The sequence below is a fragment of the Mycobacterium sp. ACS4054 genome, assembly GCF_001667275.1.
Lineage (GTDB): Bacteria > Actinomycetota > Actinomycetes > Mycobacteriales > Mycobacteriaceae > Mycobacterium.
The window spans coordinates 13,613-28,379 of sequence record NZ_LZHV01000017.1 but is presented as its reverse complement, the minus strand read 5'-3'; the positions used below and the strand labels follow the sequence as shown (position 1 = coordinate 28,379).

The 14,767-nt window shown below is 69.8% G+C and carries 12 protein-coding genes; 8 read left to right on the top strand and 4 right to left on the bottom strand.

Translation table 11 applies throughout. The features are described 5' to 3' along the window. Positions 1–3 precede the first annotated feature (3 nt). The gene (locus A5730_RS03280; RefSeq protein WP_067895603.1) at positions 4–1,563 is read right to left on the bottom strand and encodes a CYTH and CHAD domain-containing protein; all 1,560 of its coding nucleotides are present in this window, start codon (positions 1,561–1,563) and stop codon (positions 4–6) included. Positions 1,564–1,684: 121 nt separating this feature from the next. Next, entirely contained in the window at positions 1,685–1,882 is a 198-nt protein-coding gene (locus A5730_RS03275; RefSeq protein ID WP_231994622.1) for a hypothetical protein, read from the bottom strand. A gap of 197 nt (positions 1,883–2,079) precedes the next feature. On the opposite strand from A5730_RS03275, the gene A5730_RS03270 reads away from it, so the two are divergent. Then, entirely contained in the window at positions 2,080–2,445 is a 366-nt protein-coding gene (locus tag A5730_RS03270; RefSeq protein WP_197506126.1) for a heme-binding protein, read from the top strand. A 1-nt stretch (position 2,446) separates the two neighbouring features. Here A5730_RS03270 and A5730_RS03265 read toward each other — a convergent pair whose 3' ends face one another. Both A5730_RS03265 and panB read right to left on the bottom strand, forming a co-directional pair. After that, entirely contained in the window at positions 2,447–3,628 is a 1,182-nt protein-coding gene (locus A5730_RS03265; protein WP_067895594.1) for a 1,4-beta-xylanase, read from the bottom strand. 112 nt (positions 3,629–3,740) lie between these two features. Continuing rightward, positions 3,741–4,580, bottom strand: coding sequence for a 3-methyl-2-oxobutanoate hydroxymethyltransferase (gene panB, locus A5730_RS03260; protein ID WP_067895951.1), 840 nt, complete (start codon positions 4,578–4,580; stop codon positions 3,741–3,743). A 201-nt stretch (positions 4,581–4,781) separates the two neighbouring features. Here panB and A5730_RS03255 point away from each other — a divergent pair, with 201 nt between their 5' ends. From A5730_RS03255 to A5730_RS03225, 7 genes are all read left to right on the top strand, one after another. Continuing rightward, positions 4,782–6,344 carry an alpha/beta hydrolase gene (locus A5730_RS03255; protein WP_156745673.1) on the top strand — a complete coding sequence of 521 codons (1,563 nt, stop codon included), beginning with the start codon at positions 4,782–4,784 and terminating at the stop codon, positions 6,342–6,344. A 106-nt stretch (positions 6,345–6,450) separates the two neighbouring features. Beyond that, positions 6,451–8,001 (top strand): alpha/beta hydrolase, encoded by a 1,551-nt coding sequence (locus tag A5730_RS03250; protein ID WP_156745668.1) that lies wholly within the window; start codon positions 6,451–6,453, stop codon positions 7,999–8,001. A gap of 91 nt (positions 8,002–8,092) precedes the next feature. Next, positions 8,093–9,430, top strand: a complete 1,338-nt coding sequence (locus A5730_RS03245) for a glutamine synthetase family protein (RefSeq protein WP_067895585.1) — start codon at positions 8,093–8,095, stop codon at positions 9,428–9,430. 50 nt (positions 9,431–9,480) lie between these two features. After that, positions 9,481–12,465 (top strand): bifunctional [glutamine synthetase] adenylyltransferase/[glutamine synthetase]-adenylyl-L-tyrosine phosphorylase, encoded by a 2,985-nt coding sequence (locus tag A5730_RS03240; RefSeq protein WP_067895582.1) that lies wholly within the window; start codon positions 9,481–9,483, stop codon positions 12,463–12,465. Beyond that, complete coding sequence (locus A5730_RS03235; RefSeq protein ID WP_067895579.1) at positions 12,462–13,106, top strand: PaaI family thioesterase; 645 nt, start codon at positions 12,462–12,464, stop codon at positions 13,104–13,106. Before A5730_RS03240 ends, A5730_RS03235 begins: the two co-directional genes overlap by 4 nt. Beyond that, the gene (locus A5730_RS03230) at positions 13,103–13,963 is read left to right on the top strand and encodes a TIGR03619 family F420-dependent LLM class oxidoreductase (RefSeq protein WP_055404005.1); all 861 of its coding nucleotides are present in this window, start codon (positions 13,103–13,105) and stop codon (positions 13,961–13,963) included. Before A5730_RS03235 ends, A5730_RS03230 begins: the two co-directional genes overlap by 4 nt. A gap of 90 nt (positions 13,964–14,053) precedes the next feature. Continuing rightward, complete coding sequence (locus tag A5730_RS03225) at positions 14,054–14,581, top strand: GNAT family N-acetyltransferase (protein ID WP_156745667.1); 528 nt, start codon at positions 14,054–14,056, stop codon at positions 14,579–14,581. Positions 14,582–14,767: the final 186 nt, after the last annotated feature.

Sequence of the window (14,767 nt, the reverse complement as noted above, 5' to 3'; positions counted from 1 at the left end):
CGCTCAGCGCCGGGCCTTGCGCACCGCCTTGGCGAGTTTGCGCAACGCGTCGTCGAGTCCTTGAGCGCACCGCTCGGCGAGGTCGGCCTCCTGTTGGTACAGCAGGCCGTAGGTGAAGGTGTCCTCGCCGTCGGCGTGCGCGGCCTCGGACTCGTGGCGCAGGTGCTCGCGGCTGACCACGCTGTCCTGGTGGTCACCGAGCAGCGACTGGACGGCCTTCGACTGCTCGGCGACCCTGTCGGCGCCGGTGGCCGCCGCGGTGTAGCGAAGCCGCTTGGCCCGCTTGCGGATTCGGTGGAGGGCCTCGTCGCGGTGGTGTTGGTCGTCCGGCTGCTCCGGGTCCACCTCGGCGACCGCCCTGGCGGCCTTGGCCGCCTTGCGGACCTTCTTGTAGGCGGCGTCGATGGTCACCGGCGCGTGTTCTTCGCCCGATTCGGCGCCGGGGGGTTGCGCGGCGATTTCCTCGAGGGCGTCGAGCAGCCGGAAGTAGCGCTGCGTCCGCATCGCCATCAGCGACCGCCGCAGCCCGGTCTGATACCGGCGCTGCGCGCCCCCGACCAGCCGCTCGCGCACCGGTCCGCGCACCAAATCCGGTGCCAGCCCGTCCAATTCACGCTCATAACGCTCCGCGAGAACCTCGGCGTCGCGGGCGATGCCGAGGATGCCGGCCAGTTCGCGCAGTTCGTCGAGAACCCAGGTGTCGGGCAGTCCGAACGTTTCCTCGTAGTCGCGCAGCAGGCTGCGCAGCTTGCGGGTGGTGACCCGCATCTGGTGAATGGAATCGAACGCGTCGGCCCGCACGGCGCGATCCCACACCAACAGTTCGCGGATCTGCTCGGCCACCGCGCGCTGCAGCGGGTGCTCGGCGGGCTGATCGCCATTGTGCCGCGGCTTGGTGCCGAGCACCCGCGCCAGCTTGGAGGAGTGACCGGCGGGCGCGGCGCCGGCGTCGAGCAGCCGGTTACCCAGGCGGTTCAACAGCTCGGTGTCGGGGGCGCCGTTGGACGCCCCGCTTGCTTCGATGAGCTCCAATTCCCATTCGCGCCACTCCTGCTGGGTGGGCTCCAGGTCGGCGTCCTCGGAGGTTTGGGCCGACCACGCGGTGACGTGGTCGTTGCAGAACTCAGCCAGCGGGGTGCCGTCCGCGGCGTACAACACCTGGCTTTCGCGTTGCGTGGTGATGCGCGCGACCGGTTCAAGCGGGTGGTCGCGGACGATCGCCAGCACGACGTCCACCAGCTCTTCCGGCACGGCGTCGGGGTTGTCCGGGCCGGAGGCGTCCAGCGGTGCCCGCACTTCGGTGCGGACCTCGGGTCCGGCGGGCAGCTTCAGGTGCCACCCCGCGTCGGCGCCACCGGTGCGGCGGCGCAGGGTGATCTTGTTGCGGGCCAGGTCCTGTGCCGGGGTGTCGAAGTACGTCGCGTCCAACGTCTGAGTCGGCGACTTGTCGACGTGCGCCACCGCGGCGATGCCTTCGAACGAGGGCGACACGGTGGACTCGCCGACGTCGAACTTGCGCTCCACCTCTAAATGGCGCGAGGTTTGCGGCGCTTTAGCAGGCATTTTCGGCTCCGTTGAGGGCGCGTCGCCGCGGCCTTGAACGTCGGGGACGGTGGTGATGGGCTCCCATAGCCTGCCATACCCCGGTTACCGGATCGGTGGCGATGGGCGCGTGGCCGTGGCGCTACGGCGGTGGCGGCGGGGGAGGCGTGTCCTCCGGCAGCGGGGCGTAAGCGTCCGGCGGCGGGGCGTAGCGCGCGATGGTGTCGCCGATGTTGGCGCATCCGCTCACCGAGATGCGCCGGCCGCCGCCGACGCAGACGGTCGCCTCCGCTCGGTCGGCGGAATGCGTGGCAAAAACGATGCCGGGAACGGCGGCCATCGCCGCCAACGCCAGCGTGATCCAGCGGCGCGCATTCATGTCCGAAGTATATCGGCGTCGCGGCCGGTGGAAGTCCGATTCGTCGGCCGCGCACGCTCGAATCTCCGCGCCGGAATGGCGCATGCGCCGCCCGGAAACCGCTTATGGTTTGCGGTACGGACAACCGCTCGTCCGGATGCCTGATGAAGGAGCGCTCCATGGTGTCTTTTGCTCGCGGCACGAGAGTGATGGCCGCCGGCGCGGCCGGTGTGGTAATGCTTTTCGCCGGGGCCGGCTCGGCGGGCGCGGATTCGGCAACCGATGCGCCGGAGCCGGCGCCCTCGTCGGCGCCCAACTGCACGGCGGCGGACCTCGCCCAGGTATCCGCGGGTGTGGCCGCGGCGACATCGGCCTACCTGTTCACCCACCCGGACGTGAACGCGTACTTCACCAGCTTGCGCGGCCAGCCCCGCAGCGAAATCCGGGACCAGGTCAAGCAGTACATGGATGCCAACCCGCAGACGCACGCCGACCTGGAGGGCATTCGCCAGCCGCTGACCGATTTCCAGAATCGGTGCCAGTAGCTCAACCGGGGGGCGGCGCGTCGTGCAGATGCAGTGCCAGCCCGCTCAGCTCGCGAATCGTCTGAGTCTCGGGCTCGCGGAACGGCCGCCCGTCGGGGGCGAGCAGGTCGTGGAACCACTCGTCGGGCAAGGCGGGATACGGGTGCTCCCATGAGTCCCACGGGAAGAACGTCTGGGTTTTCCCGGCGACCAGCCCCCAGTTGAACGCGCCGACGTTGTAGCGCTTCGCGATGGGCAGCACGCCCTGGACGGTGCTGCCCAACGGGCGGGCCATGTATTCGGTGCACAGGATCGGGCGCCCGAGGGGTGCGAGCTCGGCGATGCGGCCCTCGAACTCCGCCGGCGCGGCATAGGAATGGAATGTGATCACGTCGGAGTTGTCCAGCTGGATGCCGCTGATCGCGGTGCGACGACCGGGGTCGGCCCACTCGCCGTCCCACACGCCGCTCGTCAGCGGCTGGGACGGATCGACCGTGCGGGCCCAGCCGAATACCTGCGGAAGCAGGTCGGCGACCAGGTCGAGCTTGTCGGCCCGCTCGACGGAGCGGTAGTACTTCGACGGATTGTCCGGCTCGTTCCACAGGTCCCAGCCCAAAACGCGGTCGTCGGTGCGGAATTGGGTCAGCACCCCGGTGACGTAGGCCCGCAGCGTGTTCAGGTAGCCGCGGTCGTCGAGGCGCTGCGCGCCCGGGCTCTGGACCCATCCCGAGTTGTGCACGCCCGGGGTGGGGGCGCGTTGCGGACCGGCCTCGGGATGTGGATCCCAGCAGGAGTCGAACAACACGAACAGCGGCTTGATGTCGTGGCGCGCCGCGATGTCGACGAACTGGGCGAGGCGGACCTGAAACCCCCGCTGGTCCTGCGCCCACAGCAGGTCGTGCAGGAAGACCCGCACCGCGTTGAGCCCGTTGGCGCGGGCCCAGCCCAGTTCGGTGTCGATGCGTCGCGGGTCGAACGTGTCGGGCTGAAACATCTCCAGCTGGTTGATCGCGTTCGACGTGATGTAGTTCGCCCCGACCGGCCAGCCCTGCGCCTGATACCACCGGTTGGCGCGCTCGGGTGACCAGCGGCTTGCCTGCGGCGAGGTGCCAGGCGCGGGCTGCGCGGCCGCGCGAGGTGCTCGGGCCAGTGCCGTGCCTCCTGCCAGCAATAGCGGTAACTTCAGCACGCTTCGGCGGTGCACGAAGTCACCACGAATCCCCCGGTCGATGTGTTCACCCTCGCTCTTGAGAAGCTATCCAAGAGCAATCGTACGCGCCTGCCACACAACGGGTTTGGCGATTTGGGGGATTACGTCAGAAGCAGTGCTCGTCGGCGGGGAAGGTGCCCTCGGCCACCTCTTGCGCGTATTGGGTGGCCGCCCGGCGCAACTGGTCGCCGACGTCGGCGAACCGCTTGACGAAGCGCGCGGCCTTGCCGCTGCTGACGCCGGCCATGTCCTGCCAGACCAGAACCTGGCCGTCGCAGTTGGGGCCGGCGCCGATGCCGATGGTCGGGATGGTCAGCTTGCCGGTGATCTGCGTGGCCAGTTCGGCCGGCACCATCTCCATGACGACGGAGAACGCCCCGGCCTCGGCGACCGCGATCGCGTCGTGCACGGTCTGTTCCGCGGCGTCACCGCGACCTTGCACCCGGAACCCGCCCAGGCTGTTGACGCTCTGCGGCGTGAAGCCGATGTGCGCCATCACCGGGATGCCGGCCGCGGTCAGGCAGGCGATCTGGTCGACCACCCGCTCGCCGCCCTCGAGCTTGACGGCGTGTGCGCCGCCCTCCTTCATGAACCGGGTGGCCGACGCCAGAGCCGCGGCGGGCCCGGCCTCGTAGCTGCCGAACGGCAGGTCCGCGACGACCAGCGCGTGCCGGGCGCCCCGCACCACGCCGCGCACCAACGGGATCATCTCGTCGATCGAGACGGGCACCGTGGTGTCGTAGCCGTAGACGACGTTGGCGGCCGAGTCGCCGACCAGCAGGACCGGAATGCCCGCCTCGTCGAAGATGCGCGCGGTGGAGAAGTCGTAGGCCGTGAGCATGGCCCACTTGTGGCCTTCGGCCTTCATCTTCTGCAGGTGGTGGGTGCGGATTTTGGGGAGCGGCTGCTCCGACGTGCCGGCACCATAAACGTTCTGCTCAGACATCATTGTCCCTAGTGGTGGTCGGGTCGATCCTCGTGGCCTCTTGGGGTCCCCGGGTTCGTCTGACGGTGCCATTCTGCCATCTCTGCTGTGCGGTTGCACCGTCGCTGTGATGTGTGCCATACACCCGGTCGCATCGCCGTCGCGCGCCGGCGGCCCGGTGGTGCCGCTCATGAGAATCTCAGCTTGGCTCTGGCAGCATATGTGGGCATGGGTCTGTCTCGCCGCGACAAGGTTGCGCGCACGCTGCTGGTTGGGACGGCGTTTGCTGCCGTGGCGCTGCTGCTCGCGGGCTGCGTGCGCGTCGTCGGCGGGCGCGCCCTGCTGGCCGAACCCAAGCTCGGGCAGGCCGTCGAGTGGACACCGTGCAAGTCGTCGAACCCGAAGGCCAAGATTCCCGCCGGGGCGCTGTGCGGCAAGTTGGCGGTGCCGGTGGACTACGACCACCGCGACGGCGACGTCGCGACGCTGGCGATGATCCGGTTCCCTGCCACCGGCGACAAGATCGGCTCGCTGGTGATCAACCCGGGCGGTCCCGGGGAGTCGGGCATCGAGGCCGCGCTGGGCGTGGTGCAGTCGCTGCCCAAGCGGGTCCGCGAGCGGTTCGACCTGGTGGGCTTCGATCCCCGCGGCGTGGGGTCGTCGCGGCCGGCGGTCTGGTGCAACTCCGACGCCGACAACGACCGGCTGCGCACAGAGCCCAACGTCGACTACACCCCGGCGGGCGTGGCGCACATCGAGGACGAGACCAAGCAGTTCGTCGGCCGCTGCGTCGACAAGATGGGCAAGAACTTCCTGGCCAACGTCGGCACGGTCAACGTCGCCAAGGATCTGGACTCGATCCGTGCGGCGCTGGGCGACGACAAGCTGACCTACCTCGGCTACTCCTACGGCACCCGGATCGGCTCCGCCTACGCGGAGGCCTACCCGGACAAGGTGCGGGCGATGATCCTCGACGGCGCCGTCGACCCCAACGCCGACCCGATCGAGGCAGACCTGCGCCAGGCCAAGGGTTTCCAGGACGCGTTCAACGACTTCGCCACCGACTGCGCGAAGAAGCCGACCTGCCCGCTGGGCACCGACCCGGCCAAGGCCGTCGACGTCTACCACAGCCTGGTCGACCCGCTGGTCGATCCCAACAACCCGATGGTCGGCAAGCCGGCCCCCACGAACGACCCACGGGGACTGAGCTATAGCGACGCCATCGTCGGCACGATCATGGCGCTGTACTCGCCCACGTTGTGGCATCACCTGAGCGACGGGCTGGGCGAGCTGGCCGACCACCGAGGCGACACCCTGCTCGCGCTGGCCGACATGTACATGCGCCGCGACGCGCACGGCCACTACACCAACGCCACCGACGCACGGGTCGCCATCAACTGCGTCGACCAGCCGCCGATCACCGACCGCGCCAAGGTGATTGACGAAGACCGGCGCTCGCGGGAGATCGCGCCGTTCATGAGCTACGGCCAGTTCACCGGCGACGCGCCGCTGGGCACCTGCGCCTTCTGGCCGGTGCCGCCGACGAGCAAGCCGCACCCCATCTCCGCGCCCGGCCTGGCGCCGACCGTGGTGGTCTCGACCACCCACGACCCGGCCACCCCGTACAAGGCCGGGGTGGATCTGGCCAACCAGCTGCGCAGCTCGCTGCTCACCTACGACGGGACCCAGCACACGGTCGTGTTCCAGGGCGACGGCTGCATCGACAACTACGTCACGGCATACCTGGTCGGCGGCGCCACACCGCCCAGCGGCGCAAAGTGCTAGTGCGCGTACACCTCTGACGCCGAGTGCAACGCAACGCGCCGGTGCTCCGCAGACGAGACCAAGGCGTAACCGTTTCGCGGCGCTTCGGGTACCCGCGGCTGACACGATGACAGCCATGTCGCGCCTGGGGTCCTTGAGCTCGGCGCTGCTGTCATTCGCGTTGGTGGTGGGGCAATCGGCGGTGGCCGGTGCCACCCCCGAACCCGACGCCGGGCAGACCCCGGCGCCGAGGGCGTCGGTGGCCACGTCGCAGCCGTGGGGGAGCTGCGGTCAATTCGTCACGGACACAAGCGATGTCCCCACCGCGCAGTGCACCACGGTGTCAGTCCCGGTCGACTACGACAATCCCGGCGCCGGGCAGGCCAAGCTGGCGGTGATCCGCGTGCCGGCGACCGGCCAGCGGATCGGCTCGCTGTTGGTCAATCCGGGCGGCCCGGGCGGATCCGCGGTCGACATGGTGGCCGGGATGGCGTCGGATCTGGAGAACACGCCCATCCGGCGCAACTTCGACCTGGTCGGTTTCGACCCGCGAGGGGTGGGGCATTCCACCCCGGCGCTGCGCTGCCGCACCGACGCCGAGTTCGACGCCTACCGTCGCGAGCCGATGGTCGACTACAGCCCGGCCGGCGTCGCGCACATCGAACAGCTCTACCAACAGCTGGCCCAGCAGTGCGTGACCCGGATGGGCACCGGGTTCCTGGCCAACGTCGGCACCGCGTCGGTGGCCCGCGACATGGACATGGTCCGCCAGGCGCTGGGCGACGATCAGATCAACTACCTCGGCTACAGCTACGGTACCGAGCTGGGCACCGCGTACCTGGAGCGCTTCGGCGCCCACGTCCGGACGATGGTGCTCGACGGCGCGATCGACCCGACCGTCGGCCCGGTCGACGAGAACGTGCAGCAGATGGCGGGATTTCAAACCGCTTTCAACGACTACGCCACCGACTGCGCCCGCTCGCCGGGCTGCCCGCTGGGCACCGACCCGGCCCAGTTCGTCAACCGCTATCACGCCCTCATCGACCCGTTGGTCGCCAAGCCGGGCCACACGTCGGACTCCCGCGGCCTGAGTTACGCCGACGCGACCACCGGCACCATCAACGCGCTGTACACACCGGCGCACTGGAAGTACCTGACCAGCGGCCTGCTCGGGCTGCAGCGCGGCACCGACGCGGGCGACCTGCTGCTGCTCGCCGACGACTACGAGGGCCGCGACCGCGGCGGGCACTACACCAACGATCAGGATGCGTTCAACGCGATCCGGTGCGTCGACGCGCCCACGCCGAAGGATGCGGCGAGCTGGGTGTCGGCGGATCGGCGCATCCGCCAGGCCGCCCCGTTCCTCAGCTACGGGCAGTTCACCGGGGATGCCCCCCGCGACCTGTGCGCGCTGTGGCCGGTGCCGGCGACGTCGACGCCGCACGCGGCCTCGCCGGCGGCGCCGGGCAAGGTCGTCGTCGTCTCCACCACGCACGATCCGGCCACCCCGTACCAGGCTGGCGTCAACCTAGCCCGCCAACTGGGTGGCCCGCTGATCACCTACGACGGGACGCAACACACCGCGGTGTTCAACGGCGACCAGTGTGTGGACGGCGCCGTGACGCGTTATCTCGTCGCGGGGACGTTGCCGCCGCCGTCCTACCGGTGCCAGTCCTGACGGCACTGAGCAGCCTGTTTGCAATGTTCGCAATTGTTCCGAGCGCGCATCGGTAACACAGAATTAACAGCTGTTGCCTACTGTTTCGGTTATGGATCGCCAGAAGGAATTCGTCCTCCGCACCCTGGAGGAACGGGATATCCGTTTCGTTCGGCTGTGGTTCACCGATGTGCTCGGCACGCTCAAGTCGGTGGCCATCGCCCCGGCCGAACTCGAGGGCGCCTTCGAGGAAGGCATCGGCTTCGACGGATCATCGATCGAGGGCTTCGCCCGCGTCTCGGAATCCGACACCGTGGCCAACCCCGACCCGTCGACCTTCCAGGTGTTGCCGTGGGCCTCCGCCGGCCACCACCACTCGGCGCGGATGTTCTGCGACATCACCATGCCGGACGGATCGCCGTCGTGGGCGGACCCGCGCCACGTGCTGCGCCGCCAGCTGCAGAAGGCCAACGACCTCGGCTTCTCCTGCTACGTGCACCCCGAGATCGAGTTCTTCCTGCTCAAGCCCGGCCCCGACGACGGGTCGAGGCCGGTTCCCGTCGATACCGCCGGCTATTTCGATCAGGCGGTGCACGACTCGGCCTCCAACTTCCGTCGGCACGCGATCGAGGCGCTGGAATTCATGGGCATCTCGGTGGAATTCAGCCACCACGAGGGCGCGCCCGGCCAGCAGGAGATCGATCTGCGGTTCGCCGACGCGCTGTCGATGGCCGACAACGTGATGACCTTCCGCTACGTCATCAAGGAAGTCGCGATCGAGAACGGGGCGCGGGCGTCGTTCATGCCCAAACCTTTCGCCGAGCATCCGGGCTCGGCCATGCACACCCACATGAGCCTGTTCGAGGGCGACGTCAACGCGTTCCACAGCCCGGACGACCCGCTGCAGCTCTCCGACGTGGGCAAGTCGTTCATCGCCGGGATACTCGAGCACGCCTCCGAGATCAGCGCGGTCACCAATCAATGGGTCAACTCCTACAAGCGGCTGGTGCATGGCGGCGAGGCGCCCACCGCGGCATCGTGGGGCGCGGCGAATCGCTCGGCGCTGGTGCGGGTGCCGATGTACACCCCGCACAAGACGTCGTCGCGGCGGATCGAGGTGCGCAGCCCCGACTCGGCCTGCAACCCGTATCTGGCGTACGCCGTGCTGCTCGCCGCCGGCCTGCGCGGGGTGGAAAAGGGCTACGTGCTGGGACCCCAGGCCGAGGACAACGTGTGGGACCTGACCGCCGAGGAGCGGATCGCGATGGGCTACCGCGAGCTGCCGACAAGCCTGGATGCCGCGCTGCGTGCCATGGAGTCCTCCGAGCTCGTCGCGGAAACGTTGGGGGAGCACGTCTTTGACTTCTTCCTGCGCAACAAGCGCACCGAGTGGGCCAACTACCGCAGCCACGTCACCCCCTACGAGCTGAGCACCTACCTGTCGCTGTAGGGCCCGGCGCCCGCCTTTCCCCTGCGCGCCAGGCAGGTTGCGATACCGTCGTGAGCGTGACCAAACCCGCGACGCAGCGCCCCCGGCTGCCCAGCGTGGGCCGGCTCGGCTTGGTCGATCCCCCGGCGAGCGACCGCCTGAGGCAGCTCGGTTGGTACGACCACGACGACCAGGCCCACGTGGACCTGCTGTGGTCGCTGTCGCGCGCCCCCGACCCCGACGCCGCGCTGCGCGCCCTGATGCGGCTGGCGGAGAACCCCGAGGCCGACTGGGACGAGCTCAACGCGGCGCTGCTCACCGAACGCCCCCTGCGCGGGCGGCTGTTCGCCGTGCTCGGGTCGTCGCTGGCGCTGGGCGACCACCTGGCCGTGCACCCGCAGTCGTGGAAACTGTTGCGCGGCAAGGCCAAACTGCCCAGCCACGACGAGCTGTGCGCGGCGTTCACCGAGTGCGTCGACCAGGCGTCGGACGCGCCGGGTTCGGTGGTGCCGCGCCTGCAGACCCTGTACCGCGATCAGCTGCTGCTGCTGGCCGCGCTCGATCTTGCCGCCACGGTGGAAGACGAACCGGTGCTGCCGTTCACGGTGGTGGGCGCCCAGCTGTCGGACCTGGCGGACGCCGCGCTGGCCGCCGCGCTGCGGGTGGCCGAGCTGAGCGCGTGCGGCGACCGGACGCCACCGCGGCTGGCGGTCATCGCGATGGGCAAATGCGGTGCCCGCGAACTGAACTACGTCAGCGACGTCGACGTCATCTTCGTCGGCGAGCGCGCCGACCCGCTCACCACCCGGGTGGCCAGCGAAATGATGCGGGTCGCGTCGGAGGCCTTCTTCCAGGTCGACGCCGGGCTGCGGCCGGAGGGCCGCAGCGGTGAGTTGGTCCGCACCGTCGAGTCGCACATCGCCTACTACCAGCGCTGGGCGAAAACGTGGGAGTTTCAGGCGTTGCTGAAAGCCCGCGCCGCCGTGGGCGATCGGGAGCTCGCCGAGCGCTACCTGTCCGCGTTGATGCCGATGGTGTGGGTGGCCTGCGAGCGGGAGGATTTCGTTGGCGAGGTTCAGGCCATGCGCCGCCGGGTCGAGCAGCTGGTGCCCGCCGACGTGCGCGGCCGCGAGATCAAACTGGGCAGCGGCGGGCTGCGCGACGTGGAATTCGCGGTGCAGCTGCTGCAGCTGGTGCACGGCCGCAGCGACGAGTCGCTGCACGTGGCGTCCACGGTGGACGCGTTGCACGCGTTGGGGCAGGGCGGCTACATCGGCCGCGAGGACGCGGCGAACCTGACCGCCTCCTACGAGTTCCTCCGGCTGCTCGAGCACCGGCTGCAGCTGCAGCGGCTCAAGCGCACCCACCTGCTGCCCGAAGCCGAGGACGAGGAGGCGGTGCGCTGGCTGGCGCGCGCCGCGCACATCCGGCCCGACGGGCTGCACGACGCGGCAGGTGTGCTGCGCGAGGAACTGCGGCACCAGAACCTGCGGGTGTCGCAGCTGCACGCCAAGCTCTTCTACCAGCCGCTGCTGGAATCGATCGGCCCGGCCGGCCTGGAGATCGGGCATGGGATGACCTCGGAGGCCGCCGAACGTCAGCTGGCCGCGCTCGGCTACGAGGGCCCGCAGAGCGCGTTGAAACACATGTCGGCGCTGGTCAATCAGAGCGGCCGGCGCGGTCGCGTGCAGTCGGTGCTGTTGCCCAGGCTGCTGCATTGGATGTCGTACGCCCCCGATCCCGACGGCGGGCTGTTGGCCTACCGCCGCCTGTCCGAGGCGCTGGCCGCGGAGAACTGGTATCTGGCCACGCTGCGTGACAAGCCGGCGGTGGCCCGGCGGCTGATGCACGTGCTGGGCACCTCGGCCTTCGTGCCGGACCTGTTGATGCGCGCGCCCAGGGTGATTCAGGACTACAGCGACGGTGCCGCCGGACCGAAACTGCTCGAGACGGATCCCGCCGCGGTGGCCCGCGCGCTGATCGCCTCGGCGGCGCGCCACCCGGACGCGCCGCGCGCGATCGCGGCCGCCCGCACGCTGCGCCGCCGCGAACTGGCCCGCATCGGCTCGGCCGACCTGCTGGGCTTCCTCGAGGTCACCGACGTGTGCCGGGCGCTCACCTCGGTGTGGGTGGCCGTGCTGCAGGCCGCGCTGGACGCGATGATTCGCGCCAACCTGCCCAAGGACGGCAAGGCGCCGGCCGCCATCGCGGTGATCGGCATGGGCAGGCTGGGCGGCGCCGAACTGGGCTACGGGTCCGACGCGGACGTGATGTTCGTGTGCGAGCCCGCCCACGGGGCCGAGGACTCGGCGGCGATCCGGTGGTCGACGACGGTCGCCGAACAGGTGCGCACGCTGCTGGGCACGCCCAGCGTCGACCCGCCGCTGGAGGTCGACGCCAACCTGCGGCCGGAAGGCCGGCAGGGTCCGCTGGTGCGCACGCTGGGTTCCTACGCCGCCTACTACGAGCAGTGGGCGCAGCCGTGGGAGATTCAGGCGCTGCTGCGCGCGCACGCGGTCGCCGGCGACGCGGACCTGGGGCAGCGGTTCCTGTTGATGGCCGACCGGACGCGTTACCCGGCCGACGGGGTGTCCGCCGAGGCGGTGCGGGAGATCCGCCGCATCAAGGCCCGCGTGGACGCCGAGCGGCTGCCGCGCGGCGCCGACCCGAACACGCACACCAAGCTGGGCCGCGGCGGGCTGGCGGACGTCGAATGGACCGTGCAGCTGATGCAGCTGCGGCACGCGCACCGAATTCCCGCCCTGCACAACACCTCCACGCTGCAATGCCTGGACGCGATCGCCGCGGCCGACCTGGTGCCCGCCGACGAGGTCGACCTGCTCCGGCAGGCGTGGCTGACGGCCACCCGGGCGCGCAACGCGCTGGTGCTGGTCCGCGGCAAGCCGACCGACCAGTTGCCCGGGCCGGGCCGCCAGCTCAACGCGGTCGCGGTGGCCGCGGGCTGGCCGACCGATGACGGCGGGGAGTTCTTGGACAACTATCTGCGGGTCACTCGGCGGGCAAAAGCCGTGGTACGAAAGGTGTTTGGGAGTTGACTCAGGAGACCGGCGCGTTGGACGCCGTATTCGAGGTGCTCGACGCGGCGGAGGCTGAGCGCGTGACCGCCCTGTATGCCCCGTTGGCCGACGCCGTGCGCGAGCTCGTCGACGCGACCATCCGGACCGAGGTCGACGACGAGGTCGTCGCCCAGGCGCGCGCCGCGATCGAGGCCGTCACCCGGTCGTTGCGGCAACGGACGCGGCCGGTGGGCGTGAGCTACCGCGTCAACGGCCGACCGCTGCCGTTGGGCAACGCCGCGATCGGCGTGTGCAACCCGATAGCGCCGCCGATCGTCGTCCACCACGACGGCGGCGGCCGTTGCTGGAGCGAGTTCGTCCTCGGCTCGGCGTACGAGGGGCCGCCGAAACTGGTGCACGGCGGCGTCAGCGCCCTGGTGCTCGACCACATGCTCGGCGAGGCGGCCAGCGAGGGGCTGTCCAAGGCGCGCTTCACCGGCACCATCACCGTCAAGTACCTGCGCGGCACCCCGTTGGGTCCGCTGCGGTCCGAGGCGTGGGTGGACGGCAAGGAAGGCGTCAAAGTGTTTGCGCGCGGCACGATTTCAGACGCGAACGGGGTCACCGTCGAGGCCGAAGGCGTCTTCATCGAGCCGGCGTGGGCGCGGGAAGCCGAATGAAGTTCTACATCAGCAGCGCGTTTCTGAACACCCGGGAGATCATCGAGCTCGCCAAGGCCGCCGACGAACTCGGCTACGACGGCATCGGAATCCCCGACCACGTCGTCAACCTGGAGACCCTGGACACCCCGTACCCGTACACCAAGGACGGGGAGCGCCGCTGGCAGCCGTTCACCGACTGGCCCGATCCGTGGGTGCTGGTCGGCGCGCTGGCTCAGGTCACCACCCGCCTGCGGTTCGTCACGACCGTCTACATTCCCGCGATGCGCAACCCCTATTCGGCCGCGAAAGCCATTGGCACCGCGGCGGTTCTGGCGTCGGGCCGGGTGGAGCTCGGCATCGGCGTCGGCTGGTGCCGGGAGGAATTCGCGTTGATGGGGGAGCGGTTCGAGGCCCGCGGGAAACGGACCGACGAAATCATCGACCTGATGCGGGCGCTGTGGCGGCCGGGCTGGGCGGAGTTCGAGGGCGAGTTCTACCGTGCGCCGCGGCTGGAGATGGAGCCGACGCCGCCGCCGATACCGGTGTATGTCGGCGGGCTCAGCGACATCGCGCTGCGCCGCGCCGCCCGCAACGACGGCTGGATCGGCGACCTGATCAAGACCGAGCGCGCCATCGAGGCCGTGGGCAAGCTGCGGGAGTTGCGCGCCGAAAACGGTTTGTCTTTCCACGATTTCACCGTGTTGACGCCGCTGACCGACGCCTTCACCACCGCCGACTACCAGCGCGCCGCCGACGCGGGCATCACCGGCATCATCACCATGCCGTGGATGTTCTACACCGGACCGGATGCGTCGCTGGAGGACAAGATCGACGGCATGCAGCGCTTCCGCAAGGACTTGGCGCTCGACGGTTAGCTCGGGCTTGTTTGCCGCGACACTTAATCCTTGGCGACGACACGCCGTCGAAGTTCGCCGTAGTTTATGTCTCGCGAGAGGATGACGGGCATGCCAATCGGTCGGGTTCGCCCGGCGTCCGCATCGGATGCCGAGGAGTGCCTTGCGATCTATCGGCCCTATGTCACCGACACGACGATCAGCTGGGAGCTCGAAGTCCCCAGCGTTGGGGAGATGGCCGGCCGCATCGCCGACGCCCACGAATGGCTGGTGCTCGAACGGGAGGGTCGCGTCGTCGGTTTCGCCTACGGCCATGCGCTCTGGCGTCTGCCCAGCTTTCAGTGGTCGGTCGAGACGGGCATCTACGTCGACCCCGACCGTCACCGCACGGGCTGCGGCCGCCAGCTCTACACGGAACTACTGCGCCGGCTCGCCGAGCGCGGATACCGGCGAGCGCTCGCCGGCATCACCCAGCCGAACGAGGCCAGCAACGGGTTCCACCGGTCGTTCGGATTCCGCGACGCCGGCCTTTATCGCCGCGTCGCGTGGAAGCACGGCCGGTGGCACGACGTCGCGTGGATGCAACTCGACCTGGTGGGGACGGCCGATCCCGACGAGCCGCCCGGTCCGATCGGGTGAAGGGTTAGCGGCCCCCGCCGGCCCCGCCGCCCACGAAGCCTCCGCCGGCCCCGCCGCCGACAAAGCCTCCGCCGGCGCCGCCGCCCACGAAGCCTCCGCCCGCTCCGCCACCGAAGAAGCGGCCTCCACCGGCTCCGCCGCCAACGCGGCCCAGGGTCATTGTCTGTGCGGTGCTGATAGTCATGG

Coding starts and splice junctions, on each gene's coding strand:
- A5730_RS03280 (WP_067895603.1), bottom strand. CDS start 1,563: ATGCCTGCTAAAGCGCCGCAAACCTCGCGCCATTTAGAGGTGGAGCGC.
- A5730_RS03275 (WP_231994622.1), bottom strand. CDS start 1,882: ATGGCCGCCGTTCCCGGCATCGTTTTTGCCACGCATTCCGCCGACCGA.
- A5730_RS03270 (WP_197506126.1), top strand. CDS start 2,080: ATGGTGTCTTTTGCTCGCGGCACGAGAGTGATGGCCGCCGGCGCGGCC.
- panB (WP_067895951.1), bottom strand. CDS start 4,580: ATGTCTGAGCAGAACGTTTATGGTGCCGGCACGTCGGAGCAGCCGCTC.
- A5730_RS03250 (WP_156745668.1), top strand. CDS start 6,451: ATGACAGCCATGTCGCGCCTGGGGTCCTTGAGCTCGGCGCTGCTGTCA.
- A5730_RS03245 (WP_067895585.1), top strand. CDS start 8,093: ATGGATCGCCAGAAGGAATTCGTCCTCCGCACCCTGGAGGAACGGGAT.
- A5730_RS03230 (WP_055404005.1), top strand. CDS start 13,103: ATGAAGTTCTACATCAGCAGCGCGTTTCTGAACACCCGGGAGATCATC.
- A5730_RS03225 (WP_156745667.1), top strand. CDS start 14,054: ATGCCAATCGGTCGGGTTCGCCCGGCGTCCGCATCGGATGCCGAGGAG.